The organism is Acetobacter malorum (assembly GCF_002153605.1).
GTDB lineage: Bacteria > Pseudomonadota > Alphaproteobacteria > Acetobacterales > Acetobacteraceae > Acetobacter > Acetobacter malorum_A.
The window spans coordinates 34189-52474 of the sequence record NZ_JOPG01000005.1; the positions used below are offsets into that span (position 1 = coordinate 34189).

The 18286-nt window shown below is 59.7% G+C and carries 14 protein-coding genes; 10 read left to right on the plus strand and 4 right to left on the minus strand.

Features of this window, described 5'->3' with window-relative positions; genetic code table 11:
* The first annotated feature begins 12 nt into the window (after window positions 1-12).
* Window positions 13-2196, plus strand: coding sequence for a ComEC/Rec2 family competence protein (locus tag HK23_RS01960; protein ID WP_086652680.1), 2184 nt, complete (start codon window positions 13-15; stop codon window positions 2194-2196).
* A gap of 1 nt (window position 2197) precedes the next feature.
* Here HK23_RS01960 and HK23_RS01965 read toward each other — a convergent pair whose 3' ends face one another.
* On the minus strand, window positions 2198-2533 hold the full coding sequence (locus HK23_RS01965) for a carboxymuconolactone decarboxylase family protein (RefSeq protein ID WP_086652681.1): 336 nt from the start codon (window positions 2531-2533) through the stop codon (window positions 2198-2200).
* Between the two features lie 129 nt (window positions 2534-2662).
* Here HK23_RS01965 and zapE point away from each other — a divergent pair, with 129 nt between their 5' ends.
* The 5 genes from zapE (at window position 2663) to HK23_RS01990 (ending at window position 11234) form a co-directional block, all read left to right on the plus strand.
* On the plus strand, window positions 2663-3859 hold the full coding sequence (gene zapE / locus HK23_RS01970; RefSeq protein WP_086652682.1) for a cell division protein ZapE: 1197 nt from the start codon (window positions 2663-2665) through the stop codon (window positions 3857-3859).
* Between the two features lie 218 nt (window positions 3860-4077).
* Window positions 4078-6972, plus strand: coding sequence for a 2-oxoglutarate dehydrogenase E1 component (locus tag HK23_RS01975; protein WP_086652683.1), 2895 nt, complete (start codon window positions 4078-4080; stop codon window positions 6970-6972).
* A 113-nt stretch (window positions 6973-7085) separates the two neighbouring features.
* Window positions 7086-8330 (plus strand): 2-oxoglutarate dehydrogenase complex dihydrolipoyllysine-residue succinyltransferase, encoded by a 1245-nt coding sequence (gene odhB, locus HK23_RS01980; RefSeq protein ID WP_086652684.1) that lies wholly within the window; start codon window positions 7086-7088, stop codon window positions 8328-8330.
* Window positions 8331-8409: 79 nt separating this feature from the next.
* Complete coding sequence (gene lpdA / locus HK23_RS01985; RefSeq protein ID WP_086652685.1) at window positions 8410-10152, plus strand: dihydrolipoyl dehydrogenase; 1743 nt, start codon at window positions 8410-8412, stop codon at window positions 10150-10152.
* Between the two features lie 65 nt (window positions 10153-10217).
* Window positions 10218-11234 (plus strand): L,D-transpeptidase, encoded by a 1017-nt coding sequence (locus HK23_RS01990; RefSeq protein WP_086652686.1) that lies wholly within the window; start codon window positions 10218-10220, stop codon window positions 11232-11234.
* Window positions 11235-11327: 93 nt separating this feature from the next.
* Here the strand turns inward: HK23_RS01990 and HK23_RS01995 are convergent, their stop codons facing one another.
* Both HK23_RS01995 and ahcY read right to left on the minus strand, forming a co-directional pair.
* Window positions 11328-11726: a DUF3597 domain-containing protein gene (locus tag HK23_RS01995; protein ID WP_062140736.1), complete on the minus strand. Its 399-nt coding sequence runs from the start codon at window positions 11724-11726 to the stop codon at window positions 11328-11330.
* A gap of 239 nt (window positions 11727-11965) precedes the next feature.
* Entirely contained in the window at window positions 11966-13255 is a 1290-nt protein-coding gene (gene ahcY / locus HK23_RS02000) for an adenosylhomocysteinase (protein WP_062270927.1), read from the minus strand.
* A 175-nt stretch (window positions 13256-13430) separates the two neighbouring features.
* On the opposite strand from ahcY, the gene HK23_RS02005 reads away from it, so the two are divergent.
* The 3 genes from HK23_RS02005 (at window position 13431) to HK23_RS02015 (ending at window position 16601) form a co-directional block, all read left to right on the plus strand.
* Window positions 13431-14171 carry a lysophospholipid acyltransferase family protein gene (locus HK23_RS02005; RefSeq protein WP_086652687.1) on the plus strand — a complete coding sequence of 247 codons (741 nt, stop codon included), beginning with the start codon at window positions 13431-13433 and terminating at the stop codon, window positions 14169-14171.
* A 419-nt stretch (window positions 14172-14590) separates the two neighbouring features.
* A complete protein-coding gene (locus HK23_RS02010) occupies window positions 14591-15280 on the plus strand; it encodes a class I SAM-dependent methyltransferase (protein ID WP_086652688.1) in 690 nt (229 codons plus the stop codon).
* A 61-nt stretch (window positions 15281-15341) separates the two neighbouring features.
* Complete coding sequence (locus HK23_RS02015; protein WP_179193764.1) at window positions 15342-16601, plus strand: DUF2125 domain-containing protein; 1260 nt, start codon at window positions 15342-15344, stop codon at window positions 16599-16601.
* Window positions 16602-16675: 74 nt separating this feature from the next.
* On the opposite strand, the gene gloB is transcribed toward HK23_RS02015, so the two are convergent.
* A complete protein-coding gene (gloB, locus tag HK23_RS02020) occupies window positions 16676-17401 on the minus strand; it encodes a hydroxyacylglutathione hydrolase (protein WP_086652690.1) in 726 nt (241 codons plus the stop codon).
* 83 nt (window positions 17402-17484) lie between these two features.
* Between gloB and HK23_RS02025 the strand changes: the two genes are divergently transcribed.
* On the plus strand, window positions 17485-18285 hold the full coding sequence (locus HK23_RS02025; protein ID WP_086652691.1) for a methyltransferase domain-containing protein: 801 nt from the start codon (window positions 17485-17487) through the stop codon (window positions 18283-18285).
* Window position 18286: the final 1 nt, after the last annotated feature.

Sequence of the window (18286 nt, forward strand, 5' to 3'; positions counted from 1 at the left end):
GCGGGGAGCCATATGCCGTTGCTGACGGCTGCTCTTCTTGCTGAGCAACGGCGGCTGGTGCTGTGGGTGCCGGTCGGCATGGCGCTGGGCGTGCTGGTCTATTTTCTGCTGCTGCAGGAGCCGGGGGCTTTGTGGGGCGTGGGGTTGCCTGCGGCGGGGCTGGCGCTGGGCCTTGGCGTTCTGGTTGCAGGCTGGCTCTCCCTCTGGGCGCGTCTTGCAGGCGGGGCCTGCGTGGCGATGGCTTTGGGGTTTGTGTCTGCGTGGAGTGTAGCGCATCGCCAGACGCCCATGCCGGAGTTGCCGCGTCGTGCGGTTGTGGTGTCAGGCACGGTGCAGTCCGTCATGGTCCTACCCCCACGCGGGGCAGACGATGCTACCGGAACGCGCCGGGTTGTGCTGGCCGGAGCCAGATTCGCAACCCCGCTTGACCACGACATGCTGCCTTTGCGCCGCACGTTGAGCCTCACGCTGCGTGCGGATGATCCGGCGATTCTGGTTCCGGGCACGGTGGTGCAGGTGCGGGCCTTGCTGCGCCCTCCGCCGTTTCCGGCTTTTCCCGGTGGGCGGGATTTTCAGCGTGAGGCGTGGTTTGCCGGAAGTGCTGGCTCTGGTCGCGCGTTGGGGATGGTGCAGCCTGTGGCGCATTCGGACGGCCCGCGCTCATGGTTTTCCTTTGCTGCACTGGAGCCGCTGCGGGAGCGGATTGATGCGCGCATCCGGCAGATCTTGCCCGGTGCTGCGGGAACGGTGGCCTCAACTGTGTTGACGGGCGAGGGGGCATCCGTGCCGCGTGATGTGCGGGAAGAGTTTGCCGCATCCGGTCTGGCGCATCTGCTGGCGGTGGCGGGTCTGCATCTGGGCATTGTGCTGGGTGTGCTGATGGCGACGTTCCGGATCGGCTTTTCCGCATGGATGTGGGCGGCGTTGCGCTGGCCCTGCAAGGAACTGTCCGCCCTGCTGGCGTTATTGGGCGGTGCGGCCTATGTGGCGCTGACCGGCCTGCATTTACCCGCCACCCGCAGCCTGATGATGGCAGCGGTTGTTGTGCTGGGGCTGGTGGCCGGGCGTCGTGCGGTTTCCATGCGCGGGCTGGCGCTGGCGGCAACGGTTTTGCTGCTGGTCATGCCGCAGGAAGTGCTGGGTGTGGCCTTCCAGATGTCCTTTGCTGCCGTCATGGCGCTGATTGCGGGCTATGAAGTGGCGCGTCCGCATCTGACCCGGTTCCGGGAGAAAGGGCGCGGTGTCAGGCGCTGGCTGACTTTGCATCTGGTGACATTGACGTTGACCAGCTTGCTGGCAGGGCTTGCGACCCTCCCTGTTGTCATGGCGCATTTTGGTGAAATACAGCCGTTTTTCATTCTGGCTAATCTGATTGCAGTCCCTCTCATGGCCGTGTGGATCATGCCGTTAGGCCTGCTGGCATTGGGGCTGATGCCGCTGCATCTGGATGCCGTGCCACTTCATTTGATGGGCTGGGGCATTCAGGGTGTGCTGCATCTCGCCCATAGCATTGCGCACTGGCCCGCCGCCCGCATGATGGTGCCCCATATGCCGTGCTGGGGACTGGCGACGGTGTTGCTTGGGCTGTGCTGGCTGTGTTTATGGCGGCCCGTGTGGCGGCTGGCGGGTGTGGTGCCCATTCTGGTGGGGGTGCTGTCCCCGTTTCTGGTCACTCAGCCAGACCTGCTGATCAGCCCCGATGGAGGCCTGATGGCGGTGCGCGATGGGCGTGCGCTGCTGGTGGGTGGGCAATCGCGCGATGCGTTTCTCGTGCGCGCAGCCTGGCAGCAGGCTTTGGCGTTGCCGCCGCAGCCGTTCCCTGCGGAGGGCGGAGAAACACCTGATGGCGCTTTGGCATGCGGGCAGGATGGTGTGCCGGATGTATGCCTTCTCAGTCTGAAAGGGCGTTCCGTGCTGCTCAGAGTGCGGGATCGGTCCGATGGGGAGGCTCTGCTGCCCGACTCGCTCTGTGCGGGGATGGATCTGGTTATCAGCGCTGCGCCTTTGCGCCAGTCATGCCCCGGTGTGCGCAAGCTGGATCGGTTTACGGCATGGCGGGAGGGCGCTCAGGCAATTTACCTGCGTCCGGATGCTGTGCGGGTGGTGTCAGATCGTGACGTGCGGGGTGCTCGTCTGTGGGTGATGAAGCCCGGAGGCCACGGCATGCCCACGCTGCCGCTGGCCCCGGAGGAATAGGTTAAGCGGGCTGGTTTTCAAACGCATCCAGCACGCGGCTGGAATAGACCACGGCGGCCCCCGCGTTTAGTGCTACGGCTACGCCAAGGGCCTCTGCAATTTCTTCCTTTGTCGCACCGGCTTTTTTAGCAGCGACTGTGTGGACACAAATGCAGCCATCGCAGCGGGTGGTGACGGCGACAGCCAGAGAGATCAGCTCCCGCGTTTTGGCGTCCAGATGTTTGTGCTCGGCGGGGACGGTTTCCAGCGTCTGCAATCCCTTCATCGTGTTGGGGGAAAGCTGCGCGAAAACCTTGGTGTTGGCACCCAGATGAGTGCGGTAGGCGTTCCAGTCCATAAGTCGTGCTCCTGCTTGGGAAAAGGCGTCCCAAGAGTGCCGCCGGAGGGGTGGAGTCTGTCACGACACAGTTACGAGAGCCTCTGACCCTTGCGGAAGGGCATATGTCCCAGCTATCCGCCTATAGTTATGACGTATATCAACAAGGACGAGGCCTCGTCTTTTACCGGGCGCGGGCCTCTTGCTGTCTATCGGGAGCGTATTGCTTCCGGAGACCTGAAGAATGATCCGGATCAGGCCCGTGTGGTGGAACGGCTGGACCAGCTCTGGCATGAGCTGGCCACCATGCCGCCACCGGCCCCACCCGCTAAGGGCGGGCTGCTGGCAGGCCTTGCGCGCAGGCTGAAGCCGCAGGCTCCGCCGCCACGCCCGCGCGGGCTGTATATTGTGGGGCGGGTCGGCCGTGGCAAAACCATGGTGATGGACCTGTTCTTCGGCTGCGCGCCCGTCAGGCAAAAGGAGCGCATCCATTTTCTGCGCTTCATGCAGGATGTGCATCAGAAACTGCATGACCTGAAAGCCGCCAACCCCGGCATGACGGACCCTATTCCACCGCTGGCCGCGGCCATTGCTGCCCGCGCCCGGTTGCTGTGCTTTGATGAATTTCAGGTCAATGACATTGCCGACGCCATGATTCTCGGCCGGCTGTTTGAGGCCCTGTTTGCGCAGGGTGTGGTGATTGTCGCCACATCCAACACCGAGCCGGGTGAACTGTTCCAGAACCGCCCCGGTGCGGATGCTTTCAAACCGTTTATTGCCATCATCCGGCGGGAGCTGGATACGGTGGAACTGGACTCCCAGCGGGACTACCGGCGTGGGCGCCAGCAGGACCGGGAGACATGGCTGGTTCCCGCAGATGCACAGGCCCATGCCCGGCTGGACGCAATTTTCACCCGCTATGCGGAGGGTGAAAAAGCGGCCCCGGTCACGCTGGAATTCAGCGGGCGCACGTTTGAGGTGGATCAGGCAGCGGGTTCCGTGGCCCGGTTCGATTTCAACTCTTTGTGTGGCACGCCGCGCGGGCCGAACGATTATCTGGCGCTGGCCAGACGCTTCCCCGTGCTGATTATCGACGGAATTCCCAGCATGGGGCAGGACGAGGCCAATCTCGCCCGGCGGTTTATTACCCTCGTAGATGCGCTATACGATAACGGAAACCTGCTTTTTGCCTCGGCAGAGGCGGCACCTGACCAGCTTTTTACCACGGGTGAGGGATCTGACGCGTTTGCCCGTACCGCATCACGCCTCGCAGAGATGGGAAGTGAAAGCTGGCTGGCGCGTGGGGCGGCGGCGGCACAGGCCGCGCATCGCCTCTCCACACCGTGACAGCTGGCTCTCTTGTCCCCGCTTCTGGCGCGGTCTAGCAAAATCATCAGAGCGGCTGAGGGCGGTAAGGTCTTCAGCCTCACGGAATTCAGACTATGCGGGCAGGGCATCCTGCGACGCCGCAGGGTGAGAGAAAAAATGAACCGGCTTACGTTCGGGACTAACACAACCGCTGGCTGCCAGAACGGGCTTGCCCGGCAGCAGGGAGGACTCTGATCATGGCAGCTTCAGACGTGCTGACAACCGCGCTTAACGGGGCGAATATCGCGTATCTGGCGGACCTGTATGCCCGTTGGGCGCAGGACCCCAAAAGCGTTGATCCCTCATTCGATACGCTTTTCGGCTCTCTGGATGATGATGAAGCCGCTGTGCTGAAAGACGCCGTGGGGGCCTCCTGGGCACCGCGCCCGTCTATCATCACGGGGGAAGAGCCTGTGGCTCCGGCCAAAGGTGTTGCAGGCAGCCCCGCAGGCGGCTTGGCCGCCACGGACAGTCTGGCCATTGCCCGGCTGATCCGCGCTTTCCGCGTTTACGGGCATCAGGAAGCCCGGCTGGACCCGCTGGGCCTGCATGAACCGCATGCAACCCCGGAACTGGACCCGGCCACGTATGGCTTTGCGCAGAAAGATCTGGGCCGCGAGGTCTTTATCGGATCCCTGATGGCTCCCCTGCTGAAAGGCCGGACTACCGCCAAGGTGAGCGAAGTCGTGGACGCGCTGCGGGCGGTCTATTGTGACACCATCGGCGCGGAATACATGTATGCCCGCAACGCCGAGCAACGTGACTGGCTCCGTACCCGGCTGGAGGGTGACCAGTGGCGCACGCAGGTGACGGTGGATGAGCAGAAAGCTATCCTAAAAAACCTGACGGAAGCTGAAGGTTTTGAAAGCTTCTGCCAGAAACGCTATGTCGGCGCGAAGCGCTTTGGTCTGGAAGGTGGGGAAATTTCCATTCCCTCCCTGCATGCCATTATCGATCAGGCCGCTGCACAGGGCGTGACCTCCGTGACCATCGGCATGGCGCATCGCGGGCGCCTGAACACGCTGGTCAACGTGGTGCGTAAACCCTACGTGGCCATCTTCAATGAATTTGCCGGCGGGTCTTTCAAACCGGATGATGTGGCTGGCTCGGGCGATGTGAAATATCACCTTGGCTCCTCCACGGATGTGGAAGTCAGCGGCAAGTCCGTCCATATCGCGCTGCAACCCAACCCCTCCCATCTGGAAGCGGTTGACCCTGTAGTGTGCGGTAAAGTGCGTGCCATTCAGGATGATGCGGGCGATACGGAAACCCGCACCGGCCATATGGGTGTGATTATCCATGGTGACGCCGCGTTTGCGGGGCAGGGGCTGGTGTATGAAACCCTCTCCATGTCCCAGCTTCCGGGTTACCGCACGGGTGGCACCATCCATATGGTGGTAAACAATCAGGTCGGCTTTACCACTGACCCGAAAAACGGCCATTCCGGCATTTATGGCACCGACGTTGCTAAATCTATTGAAGCCCCGGTGCTGCATGTCAACGGCGATGATGCCGAGGCGGTGATTTACGTCTCCCGTCTGGCAGAAGATTACCGGCAGGCTTTTGCCAGTGACATTGTTCTGGATATCGTCTGCTACCGTCGTCACGGGCACAATGAAACCGATGAGCCTGCTTTCACGCAGCCGGTGATGTATAAAGCTATTGCGGACCATGAAACCCCGCACACGCTTTATTCAAAACGCCTTGTTGCCGCTGGTGTTGTGACAGAAGACGAGGTGAAGGCCCAGTGGGATGCCTTCTTCCAGAAACTGGATGAAGACTACAAGGCCGCGCAGTCCTACAAGGTGAACAAGGCTGACTGGCTGGAAGGGGGCTGGTCCGGGCTGATCGCCCCGACATCCGGCAAAGTAGACGCGGCTTACCCGGAAACAGGTGTGGCGGTTGAAACGCTCCAGAAAATTGGGGCGGCCATTACCAAAGTGCCGGACGATTTTGACCTCAATTCCAAAATTGCCCGCCAGCTTAAAGCAAAAGCGGGGATGTTCTCCTCCGGGGAAGGGTTTGACTGGGCAACCGGTGAGGCTCTGGGCTTTGGGTCTCTGCTGGTGGAAAACCACCGTGTGCGTCTCTCGGGTGAAGACTGCCAGCGTGGCACCTTCAGCCAGCGTCATGCGGTGCTGATTGACCAGACAAACCAGACACCGTTTACACCGCTGAACCATATTGAAGACGATCAGGCCAAAATCGAGATCTGGAATTCCCATCTCTCGGAATATGGCGTGCTGGGCTTTGAGTATGGCTACTCTCTGCGTAACCCGAAAACGCTGGTGCTGTGGGAAGCGCAGTTTGGTGATTTTGCCAATTGTGCACAGGTGATTATTGACCAGTTCATCGCCTCGGGGGAAACCAAGTGGCTGCGGATGTCTGGCCTGGTGATGCTGTTGCCGCATGGTTACGAAGGGCAGGGGCCGGAACATTCTTCCGCACGGCTTGAGCGGTATCTCCAGCTTTGCGCTGAAGACAATATGTTCGTGTGCAACATCACGACCCCGGCCAACTACTTCCATGCACTGCGCCGCCAGTTGAAGCTGGATTATCGCAAGCCGCTGATCCTGATGGAGCCGAAATCTCTGCTGCGTCACAAGCTGGCGGTCTCTGCTCTGTCCGATTTCGGGCCGGGCACGCGCTTCCAGCCGGTGCTGGCAGATGTGAATGATGTGGAACTGGATGGCATGGTACCGGACGCCAGCATCAAACGCGTCGTGATCTGCTCTGGTAAGGTCTATTATGACCTGCTGGCAGCCCGACGTGAGAACAAGCTGAAGGATGTGGCTATCCTGCGTCTGGAACAACTCTACCCGTTCCCGGAAGCAGCCCTCGCTGCCGAGCTGAAGCGTTATCCTGAAGCCGAAGTCATCTGGTGTCAGGAAGAAACGGAAAATGGCGGGGCCTGGCACTTTGTGGATCGTCGGGTTGAGGGCGCCTTGCAGGCTGCGCAGCATAAGGCGGGTCGTCCGCGTTATGTGGGCCGTGCCGCAGCGGCCAGCCCGGCCACAGGTCTGGCGCGTATCCATGCGGCAGAGCAGGCGAACCTTGTGGAAAGGGCCTTGGGTTTGAAAAAAGCGGACTGAAAGCAGACCATCTGAAAAGACCGCCTGCCGCCATAACGGCAGGCATGACAGCCCGGCAGATTTGAAAAAAGAGAAATTTGCCGGGGAGTGTTTGAAGGAAATGGGGACATAGGATGTCAGTCGAAATCAAGGTGCCGACACTGGGTGAAAGCGTAACAACGGCTACGGTGGCCAAATGGCTGAAAAAAGCAGGCGATACCGTGGCGGCTGATGAGCCAATTGTTGAGCTTGAAACCGACAAGGTGAGCGTGGAAGTTCCGGCACCGCAGGCTGGTGTGCTGGGCTCGGAAGTGGCCAAGGTGGGGGATGAAGTGGAAGTCGGCGCTTTGCTGACCACGCTGGAACCCGGTGCCGCTGGCGCAGCGAAGCCCGCAGCCAAAGCTGCGCCGGCTGAAAAGAAGGCCGCCCCGCCTGCCTCCGCTCCGGCAGCACCCGCACCTGCACCCAAAGCGGCCCCGGCTTCTGCCCCCGCAGTGGATGCTGCTGCGGCTCTGCCTGCTGCCCGCAAGATGATGGCAGAAAACGGCCTGAGTGCAGATCAGCTTGGTTCCGGCACCGGCAAGGATGGACGGATTACCAAAGGCGATGTTCTGGGTTTCCTCTCCCAGCCGCCGGTAGCTCAGGCGCCTGCAACTCCCAAACCGGCCCGCAATGATGACCCGCGTGAAGAACGCGTGAAGATGACGCGCCTGCGCCGCACCATTGCCCGCCGCCTGAAAGATGCGCAGAACACTGCTGCTATTCTGACCACCTTTAACGAGGTTGACCTCTCCGAAGCTATGGCGATGCGGAAGGAATATCAGGACACGTTTGTGAAAAAGCATGGTGTGAAGCTGGGCTTTATGTCCATCTTCTCCCGCGCTGTGATTGCAGCCCTGAAAGAATTCCCGGCCATTAACGCTGAAATTGACGGCGATGACGTGATTTATCGTGACTTCGTCAATCTCGGTATTGCCGTGGGTGGCCCGAACGGGCTGGTGGTGCCGGTCATTAAAAACGCCGACAAGATGGGCTATGCCGAAATTGAAAAAACCATTGCCGGGTTTGGGAAAGCTGCGCGTGAAGGCACGCTGAAGATTGATGATCTGGCTGGTGGCACCTTCTCCATCACCAATGGCGGGATCTATGGTTCTCTGCTGTCCACCCCCATTCTGAATGCACCGCAGTCCGGTATTCTGGGCATGCACTCCATTCAGGAACGTCCGGTGGCAGTGAACGGCCAGGTGGTGATCCGCCCGATGATGTACATCGCGCTGTCTTATGATCATCGCATTGTGGACGGGAAGGAGGCGGTCAGCTTCCTCGTCCGCATCAAGCAGAATGTGGAAGACCCGCGTCGTCTTCTGATTGACGTCTGAGACTGCTCAGGGCTGGCCGAACCATAGTCGGTCAGCCTTTTTCTTTTTCTGACCCCTGAATGCGAACGAGAGCAAAGCCATGCCGATTGAAATCAAAGTTCCGTCCCTTGGAGAAAGTGTTACCACCGCCACCGTGGGGAAATGGCTGAAGCAGCCGGGTGATGCTGTGAAAACGGATGAACCGGTTGTGGAGCTGGAAACGGACAAGGTGAGCGTGGAAGTCCCCGCTCCGGCGGATGGTCGGCTGGCTGCCCATGCGGTTGCAGAAGGGGATGAAGTCGCCGTGGGCGCCGTGCTGGCAACACTGGAGCAGGGGGCTGCCGGTGCGTCTGCCCCTGCCAAGGCAGCTCCGGCGGCAGCAAAAGCGGACAAGCCTGCCGCGCAGCCCGCAGCAGCAGCCAAACCCGCTGCGGCGCAGGCAGAAGCTCCTGCCGAGACAGATTACGATGTACTGGTGATTGGTGCTGGCCCCGGTGGCTATGTGTGCGCCATTCGCGCTGCGCAGCTTGGGTTTAAAGTGGCCTGCGTGGAAAAACGCGCCACACTGGGCGGCACGTGTCTGAATGTAGGCTGTATCCCCTCCAAGGCGCTGTTGCAGTCTTCTGAAAACTACCATGCAGCAGGCCATGATTTTGCAGCGCATGGTGTGGTGATTGACAGCGTGAAGCTGGATCTGGCTCGCATGCAGGCCCGCAAGGCTGATATTGTTGGTGCGAACGTGAAGGGTGTTGAATACCTCTTCAAGAAAAACGGCATCACCTGGCTGAAAGGCCACGGCAAGGTTGAAGGCACAGGCCGCGTGACGGTGGATGGCAAGCCGGTTACGGCCAAGCACATCATCATCGCCAGCGGCAGTGACAGCGCCAATCTGCCGGGTATTGAAGTGGATGAAAAAACCATCGTTACCTCAACCGGTGCGCTGGAACTCTCCGAAGTGCCGAAACGTCTGGTGGTTATTGGCGGCGGCGTGATTGGTCTGGAACTGGGCAGCGTCTGGCAGCGTCTGGGTGCTGAAGTCACGGTTATTGAATATCTGAACCGTCTGGTGCCGGGCACGGATAACGAGGTTGCCTCGCAGTTCCAGAAGCTGCTGGTCAAGCAGGGCTTCAAGCTCAAGCTGGGCCATAAGGTGACCAAAGCTGAAAAAACCAAAAAAGGCGTTGTGCTGACGGTTGAGCCTGCTGCCGGTGGCGCTGCTGAAACACTGGAAGCCGATATTGTCCTGCTGGCTGTAGGCCGCACCGCTGCCAGCAAAGGCATGGGGCTGGAAGAAGCCGGGATTGAGCTGGACAAGCGCGGTCGCGTGGTAACGGACGCCCACTTTGCCACCAACGTGCCGGGCATTTACGCCATTGGTGACGTGATTGCCGGACCGATGCTGGCGCACAAGGCTGAGGAAGAAGGTGTGGCGCTGGCCGAAATTCTGGCCGGGCAGGCTGGCCATGTGAATTACGATGCCATTCCGGGCGTGATTTACACCTGGCCGGAAGTGGCGTCCGTTGGCTTTACGGAAGAACAGCTCAAGGGAAAGGGCACCGCCTATAAAATCGGCAAGTTCCCCTTCATGGCCAATGGCCGTGCGCGGGCGCTGGGGATGACGGACGGATTCGTCAAAGTGCTGGCCTGCGAGAAAACGGATCGTGTTCTGGGCGTGCATATCATCGGCCCGTGTGCGGGTGAACTGATTGCAGAAGCCACCATGGCCATTGAGTTTGGCGCATCCGCTGAGGATATTGGTCGTGTTTGCCATGCTCACCCCACTCTGAGTGAAGCCGTAAAAGAAGCAGCTCTGGGGGCAGATAATCGCTCCATCAATATTTGACGATTTCCTTCCTGCGGGAAGGAATGCCATAATCTCTTTTGATATTGAGGCAGGAGAGACGTGGTATGTCAGGAGCAAGGTGTCCGACACTTCTTTTAATAGCCGGCAGTTTGCTCCTTGTGCCGGGACTGGCGTACGCAGCGGGAACGGGTTCTTCCGATCCCGCTGCGTCGCCTGGGCAGACAAGCGGTCAGCCCGCACAGGCTGATCAGGAAGGGGCACCATCCCCTACACTCACTCCGGCAGAGCCAGTGCTGAAGGAAGCACCGCCGCTGCCGGAGATTCCGGTTCTGAATGAAGAAGACGCGCGGGCAGAAGCCACGCGGCTGACCAGCGCGTTCCGGCATGAAGTGCCTGTGGCGCTCAAAGTCTCTTCCGCACAAAAAGTCGCATGGATTATGCTGGCGCAGGAACAGATCCAGCAGGCGTCTTTCCCGCTGGACCGCCCACAGGTGGTGCTGGTGGTGGACCGGAACCCCGCCGTGCAGCGCATGTGCCTGATGCTCGCTCTGCCGGGTCAGTCAGACTGGCAGGTGATTGGCAGCACCAAGGTCTCCACTGGCACAACCGGGCGGAAATTCTACTACATCACCCCCACCGGCGTGTTTAACAATACGGCGGATATTCTCGGCTACCGGGCTCTGGGCACCAAGAACGAGAACGGCATTATGGGGAACGGCACCAAGGGGATGCGGGTGTGGGATTTCGGCTGGCAATGGGCCGAAAAAGGCTGGCTGCCTGTGCCGCGTGAAAAAGGGCAGATCCGGCTGGAAATGCACGCAACAGACCCGGTCTATCTGGAAAGCCGTCTGGGCCATGTGGCGTCCGAAGGCTGTATCCGTATCCCGTCATCGCTGAACGTGTTTATCGACAAGCACGGGCTGATTGATGTGGAGGATGAGCAGATGGCGGTTATTGATGATCGCTTCCGCGCCCTGTTACGGCCAGACCGTGTTGCGTCCCCGCTGGCAGGTTCTGCCGTGATTGTGGTGGATAGCGCCAACCGGCCAGATCTGGCGCATGTGAATATCAGCGAGAACAAGACCGCCGCCACGCATCACACGACGCAAACGCATAGTTAAGAGCGGTAGGCTACAGGGCCTGTCCGGCCTCATAGAAAAAGGCGTGCGAGGTTTCCCCCGCACGCCTTTTTTGTGTCCGTCTGACTGTAAGATTTACAGACCAGCAGGAACCTTGCCGCCGTTGGCAGCCAGTTTGGCGCGGACTTCTTTGATCAGCCACACGTTCATGCTGGCGGAATCATTGGTGTCACCCGTGTAGCCCAGTTCTGCCGCCAGCTTCTTGCGGGCATCCAGAGAGCTGTCCAGACCCAGCAGCTTCAGCAGGTCAACAATGGACTCTTTCCAGTTAAGGTTCTGTCCGTTCTGGGCAGCCAGACCGGTCAGAACGGCATCAATGTCCACCGGAGCAGCCGGGGCAGCGGCAGCAGCAGCTTCCGGGGAAGCAGACGGTGCAGCAGCCTGCGTGGCCGGTGCGTCAGCCGGAGCGGCAGACGGCGTGGCAGCGTTGGCGTGGTGGAAAATGGTGGAGAGAATGGTGCCGAAAATGCTCATTCTAAAAGTCCTTTCGCAGCAGATAACGCTCAGCTGCTAACACGAAGGCGTGTTCGCATGCTGAATCATCTTCTTACAAACCATACACCAATAGGAATGGTTGCAAAGAAGTGTGATGAACGATTTGCATATCTGGGAAGCATTCCCTGCCTGCCAGATGGGCAGAGCAGGGTAATGCGGGGGAGGGAGGCAGCCGCCAGCCGGAAGGGCAGGGGCGGCTACTCTGCTCCGGGGTCGTCTTAGTAGCGGTATTCTTCGTGCTTGAACGGGCCGTTGACCGGCACGTCAATATAGTCAGCCTGCTTCTGAGACATTTTGCTCAGCTGCGCGCCAACCTTGGCAAGGTGCAGGAAGGCCACTTTCTCATCCAGCTTTTTGGGCAGGGTGTAGACTTTGGCTTCGTACTTGCCTTCCGGTGCTGTCCACAGTTCGATCTGCGCCAGCGTCTGGTTGGTGAAGGACGCAGACATCACGAAGGACGGGTGGCCCGTGGCGTTGCCCAGGTTCACCAGACGGCCTTCGGACAGGATGATCAGGCGCTTGCCATCGGGGAACACAACTTCGTCCACCTGCGGCTTGATGTTGTCCCACGTGAAGTTGCGCAGGGCACCGATCTGAATTTCAGAATCGAAGTGGCCGATGTTGCACACAATGGCGCGGTGCTTCATGGCGCGCATGTGGTCCAGGGTAATGACGTCCACGTTGCCGGTTGCGGTCACGAAGATGTCGCCACGGGGGGCGGCTTCTTCCATGGTCACAACTTCATAGCCTTCCATGGCGGCCTGCAGAGCGCAGATCGGGTCAACTTCCGTTACCAGCACGCGGCAACCGGCGTTGCGCAGGGAGGCAGCAGAGCCTTTGCCCACGTCACCATAACCAGCAACAACGGCAACCTTACCGGCCATCATCACGTCCGTACCACGGCGGATGGCGTCAACAAGGCTCTCACGGCAGCCATACAGGTTGTCGAACTTGGACTTGGTAACGCTGTCATTCACGTTGATGGCCGGAACCTTCAGCGTGCCTTTTTTCTGCATTTCCCACAGGCGATGCACACCCGTTGTGGTTTCTTCAGAAAGGCCCTTCACGTTCTTCAGCAGTTCCGGGAACTTGTCGTGCATCATAACGGTGAGGTCACCGCCATCATCCAGAATCATGTTCGGGGTCCAGCCATCGGGGCCCTGAATGGTCTGCTCAATGCACCAGTTAAATTCGTCTTCCGTCAGGCCTTTCCAGGCGAACACGGGGATACCGGCAGCAGCAATAGCCGCAGCAGCCTGATCCTGCGTGGAGAAAATGTTGCAGGAGGACCAGCGCACCGTGGCACCCAGAGCAACCAGCGTTTCAATCAGAACGGCGGTCTGGATGGTCATGTGCAGGCAGCCCGCAATGCGTGCGCCCTTCAGCGGCTGGCTGGCGCCGTATTCCTCGCGGAGCGCCATCAGGCCCGGCATTTCGCCTTCTGCGATGGAAATTTCCTTACGGCCCCACTCTGCGAGCGAGAGGTCCTTAACCTTGTAATCGGTCATGATTGTCCTGCTTCCTGATCAAAATCGAGGGTTTCTATACAGGGTGGGAGGCAGGCAGACCAGCCGTAACCCGCATCCTTGATGCGTAAACCTGTGGCATAGCTTGCAAGACGGCCTGTTTTCTGGTCTCCACAGAGCAGATTATTCCTCTGAATTTCGCTGGTCTGGCTCGCTTATGGCTTTGCTTCGCTCCATCCTGTTCAATGTTATGGCCTTTGTGCTGACCCTGATCATGGGGGTTGGTGCGTTTCCCATTCGCTGGTTCGCCAAGCGGCTGGCGTTGCCGTACGCCAAGCTATGGACCCGGCTGGTGCTGATGCTGTTCCGCGATATCTGCGGGGTGGAAGTGCGGATTACCGGCCTTGAGAATCTGGCCGCAGCTGGTAACGGCCCCATGCTGATTGCCTCCCAGCATCAGTCCGCCTTTGATACGCTGATCTGGATGTTGCTGGTGCCGTATCCGTCCTATGTGATGAAAGGCGAGTTGCGCCGTATTCCGTTGCTGGGGCCGATGTTGATTCTGGCGGGCATGATGCCAATTGAACGTGCTGCCGGGGCGAAAGCCATGCGGGTTCTGCTGCGGGAGACGGAAAAGGCCGTTAAGGCGGGCAAGCAGATTGTCATTTTCCCTGAAGGCACCCGCACGGCCCCCGGTGAGCATGTGGCGCTCAAACCCGGCATTGCCGCCATGGCAGCGCATGCCGGGCTTCCGGTTGTGCCGGTGGCAACCAATTCCGGCCTGTTCTGGGGGCGCAACGCTTTCCTCAAGCGTTCCGGCGTGCTGCATGTCGCTATTGGTGCTCCTCTCGCGCCGATGAACCGGAAGTTGTTGCTGGGCGAGATTGAGAAAAGCTGGCGCGGGCTGGAGCAGGACTTTGCCGCGGAAGACCGGATTGTAGACGGCAGGGTCGTTTGAGGCGGGGATAAGTCAGACTATCCTGTGGATAACTTTGTGGATGCCAGAGGCGGTGTCTAGGAGGGGCTCAGGTAAAAGATCGTTTTTCCTGTGGGATTCCAGTAAAGCCCTCAGTGAATACTGGCAGAGAAACGAAAATGTTTTTTGTTGAAAATGGAGGAAATCCTTAAAATATAAGGGTTTTTCAAACTTTAAAGTTTTATGAAGGACTGTCTGAAAACTGTCATTTTTGGAACACATTTCAAATGCCCCGTGGCTCGGCAGGATGAAGGGAGAATGTGGACGAAATACAGTTTTTTCCAAAAATCAGTTTGGTCCAGGCGTGTCCGCAAGCGAAATTCAACACGCCTGTGCCTGCGTTTGAGCGGACATGAAAGTCTGGTAAGCTAATCCTGTTCTTCGCTCAGCCAGAGTTTTTCATGCCTCAGATGATGCCCGCAGCACCCCTTCCAGCATTTTTACTGCGCAATGCGCGCATGCTGCCAAACCGGGATGATATTTTACCGCTTCTGCCAAAAAATGCGGTGATTGCGGAAGTGGGGGTGATGACGGGCGATTTCTCTCAGAAAATCCTCGATATCTGCAAGCCCCGGCTGTTCTATGCGCTGGATATTTTCAATGTGCATGAACTGCCTGAAGTCTGGGGCCGCCCGTCTTCTGAAATGTTCGCTAACAAAACCCAGCAGGCGTTCTATGAATCTCGCTTTGCTGAAGAAATTGCGCAGGGGCGGGTCAAGGTTCTGGCGGGCGATAGCGGCGTGATGCTCGACCGGTTGCCCGACCATGGTGTGGACGTGATTTATCTGGACGCCGACCATAACTATCAGGCCGTCGTGCGGGATCTGGAATTGTGTGAACGCAAGCTGAAACCCCATACCGGCCTGCTGATCCTTAATGATTACATCATGGCGGATGGCGGCGGCCCTTATGGCGTGATTCAGGCCGCCCATGAGTTCATGCTGCGTCACGGGTGGGAAATGGTCGTTTTTGCGCTTCAGGAATACATGTATTGCGACATCGTCTTGCGCAAACACCCGGCAACCCGCCCCCGTCGCATTCTGCAAAGACTGGTGCAGAAGCTGGGTTATACCAAACTGGGGCGTTTCTGAGTGCGCTTGTTCCGGTCGTTATTTGCCTGTTCAGGTCTTTTTGTCTGGATGGGGATGTTTAGTGCGTAAATCTTTAGGACTGCTGGCCTGCGCCGGAGCGGGTGCGCTCGTGCTGGATAGTCTGCTGTGGTGGGGTGGCGTTCAGTTTCTGGAGCATCGACTTGCCAGTGCAGGCGGCGGTGCCAGTGCCAATGGCGGCGTGGCGCAGTCCACCGGCTGTCCGGTGGCGTTTCAGCACAAAGAACGGGGTGGCTGGCCATTTCGGGCGCAGGTGTCGCTGGAGGGTGTGCAGATAACGTGCGGAGCATCTGCTGGGCACACTGGTCTGTCTTATGCTGTGCATCATGCCGTGCTGGATCTGGCCCCTTGGCATCCGCTGACGGTGCAGGGCACGCTGGACGGTGGGCAGGCGCTGGCTGTGCAGGCCGAACAAGATGCTCAGGGCGGCAAGATGCCGGGGTATCTGCTGCTCAAAACAGATGGCGCGCCCGTGCAAGTTTCACTGCCTTTGCGTGTAGCGGAGGCTGGCACTGTTCAGTTCCGCACAGATTTTTTGCATCTGGTGCCGCAGCGTGGTGCGGCTGAAGCACATCCGGTTACGGCACGGGGCGTAAGCGGGAAGCTGGTGTGGAATAGTCACGCCGATGCGCAGGCCAGTGCTCTGGCTCTGTCTTTTGCTGCGCAACGCGCTGTGGTGGCTCCGTGGGCGGATGGCGTGGACGATGTGCAGGGCGCGGTGTCCATCCCCGGCCCAACCGCGAGGCTTGCAGCGCTGTGGTCGCAGGATAACAGCGCTTCCACTAAGTCATCGGCTTCGGATGCTGGAGCTCTTGGCGGGATAGAGGGCACAGACCCTGCGACGGGTTCGGTGCATCAGGAACCGGCTGGAGCGCCTGATCAGGGAGCGGGGGATACCCGGTCTTCCTCGGTTTCATTCCCTTCGCCGTCCGGCGTGTCACCCGGCTACGCGGACATTCTAATGCAGCATGTGGGCGGACGCTGGCGCGGTCTGGGGATTTCGTGGTCGGGTCGGCTGGTTATGGCCCCCGGAGGCGCGCCGCTGGGGGAAACATGGCTGACCCTGAGCAACTGGCGGCCTTTTCTGACGCGTTTGCAGCAGGACAAAACGCTTAGTCCTGCGCAAACAGTTCTTCTCACCAGACTGACAGATCAGCTTGAGCAGCACACCGGCGGTACAGAAGGGCCTTTAAGCGTGCCGTTGCAGGTGCGGGACGGGGCCGTGCAACTTGCGGGTGTGCCGCTTCTGTCTGTGCTGGCAACGCTGCACGGTGTTTCGCTATCGGGTGCGGGAGCGCCCTGATTTAGCGTATGGTTGTGCACGCTGAGACCCCTACCATGTCAAGGTAGTGCTCGTTGCGTTTGTCATCCCCCCCCTTAAAACGTATCCTTCTCACGCCGTAATCTGGCGAGGGTCGTTACATCAGGGGCGCGCAGGAACGGGTTGGTCGCGCGTTCTTCGCCAAGTGTGGAGGGCACGGTTGCCCGGCCTTCGGCGCGGAGGTGTTTGACGTCTGCTACGCGGGCTTTCAGGGCGGCGTTGTCCGGTTCGGCGTGGAGGGCGAAAGCCGTGTTGCCCTCGGTATATTCATGCCCGCAGCAGACAAGCGTTTCATCTGGCAGATCGGTAAAGCGTTTCAGGCTTTCAAAAAGCTGTTCCGCTGTGCCTTCAAACAGGCGTCCGCAGCCCAGACTGAACAGGGTGTCCCCACAAAACAGGGTTGGCGGGTCTGCAAAATAATAGCTGATATGGCCGCGTGTGTGCCCCGGCACGGCAATCACCCGGCCCTCAGACTGGCCAACGGCAATTGTCTCATTGTCCCGCAAGGCAATATCCAGCGCAGGCATGCGCGCGGCTTCGGACGCAGGGCCAGCCACGCGGGCGTTGTAGCGTGTGCGTAGGGCATCGGTGCCGCCAACATGGTCAGCATGGTGGTGGGTGAGCAGGATCAGATCCAGCCGTCCGCCGGTTTCATCCAGAACGGCCTGAATGGGGGCAGCTTCTCCGGGGTCCACAATGGCGGTGCAGCCGGTTTCCGTGTCTCGCAGAAGCCAGCTGTAATTGTCTGACAAAACCGGGATGGCGCGGGTTTGAAGAGACATGAGCAATTCTCCTGAGTGGAAACTTTGAGGGGACGCGTGCACGGTCATGGCGCCGGGAGCAGATATCATGGTACACATCTGCTATGCATAAGGCCATTCCTCCCTCGGCAGACGCCTTTTATCAGACCCATGAGGGCCAGACCTGCGCAGCTTTGCTACGTGAGCGGCTGCAATGGTTCTGGCCTGATCTGCGCGGCCAGCGCGTGCTGGGGCTGGGCTATGCCGGGGCTTATCTGGGGGCATGGCGCGGGCGCGGGGCACTGTGTATTTCCGCCCGCACGCCGGACCACCGCCCAGAGAGTGCCAACGCGCAAAATTCCATGCCGTTCTTGGCCTCTGACCGGGAGTGCGTGGTGGACCCCTATGCGCTGCCGTTTGATGAAGACGCCTTTGACCGCATCGTGCTGGTGCATGCCTGCGCGGAGGAGGACCAGATGGTGCCTCTGTTGCGGGCGGCAGGCCGGGTTCTGAAAGATGACGGACGACTGCTGATGATCCTGCCCAGCAAGCTGGGTGGACGGCTGCGGCAGAAAAATACGCCTTTTGCGCAGGATGTCGCCTGCTCCCGCACGGGACTGCGTGCCGTGCTGGGCCATGCCATGCTGCTGCCGGAGCGGCGGGATGAGGCTTTGTTTCTGCCCGCCCGGCAGGCCTGCACCAGTATGCGCCGGGGCCGCCGGTCCGACATTGCTGGAAAAGTTCTCTCGCCGGGGTTGGGGAGCCTGATGCTGGTGGAAGCCGTGAAGGATGTATTTTCCGCCACGCCGCTGCCTGTGCGTTCACCCCGGACATGGTTTAAAAAGATGCTCTGCCCCGCGCAGGAGACGGCAACGCAAAACAATGGCAGCCCACCGGAGAGTGCGGCGCGCATGCCGGAGACATAAA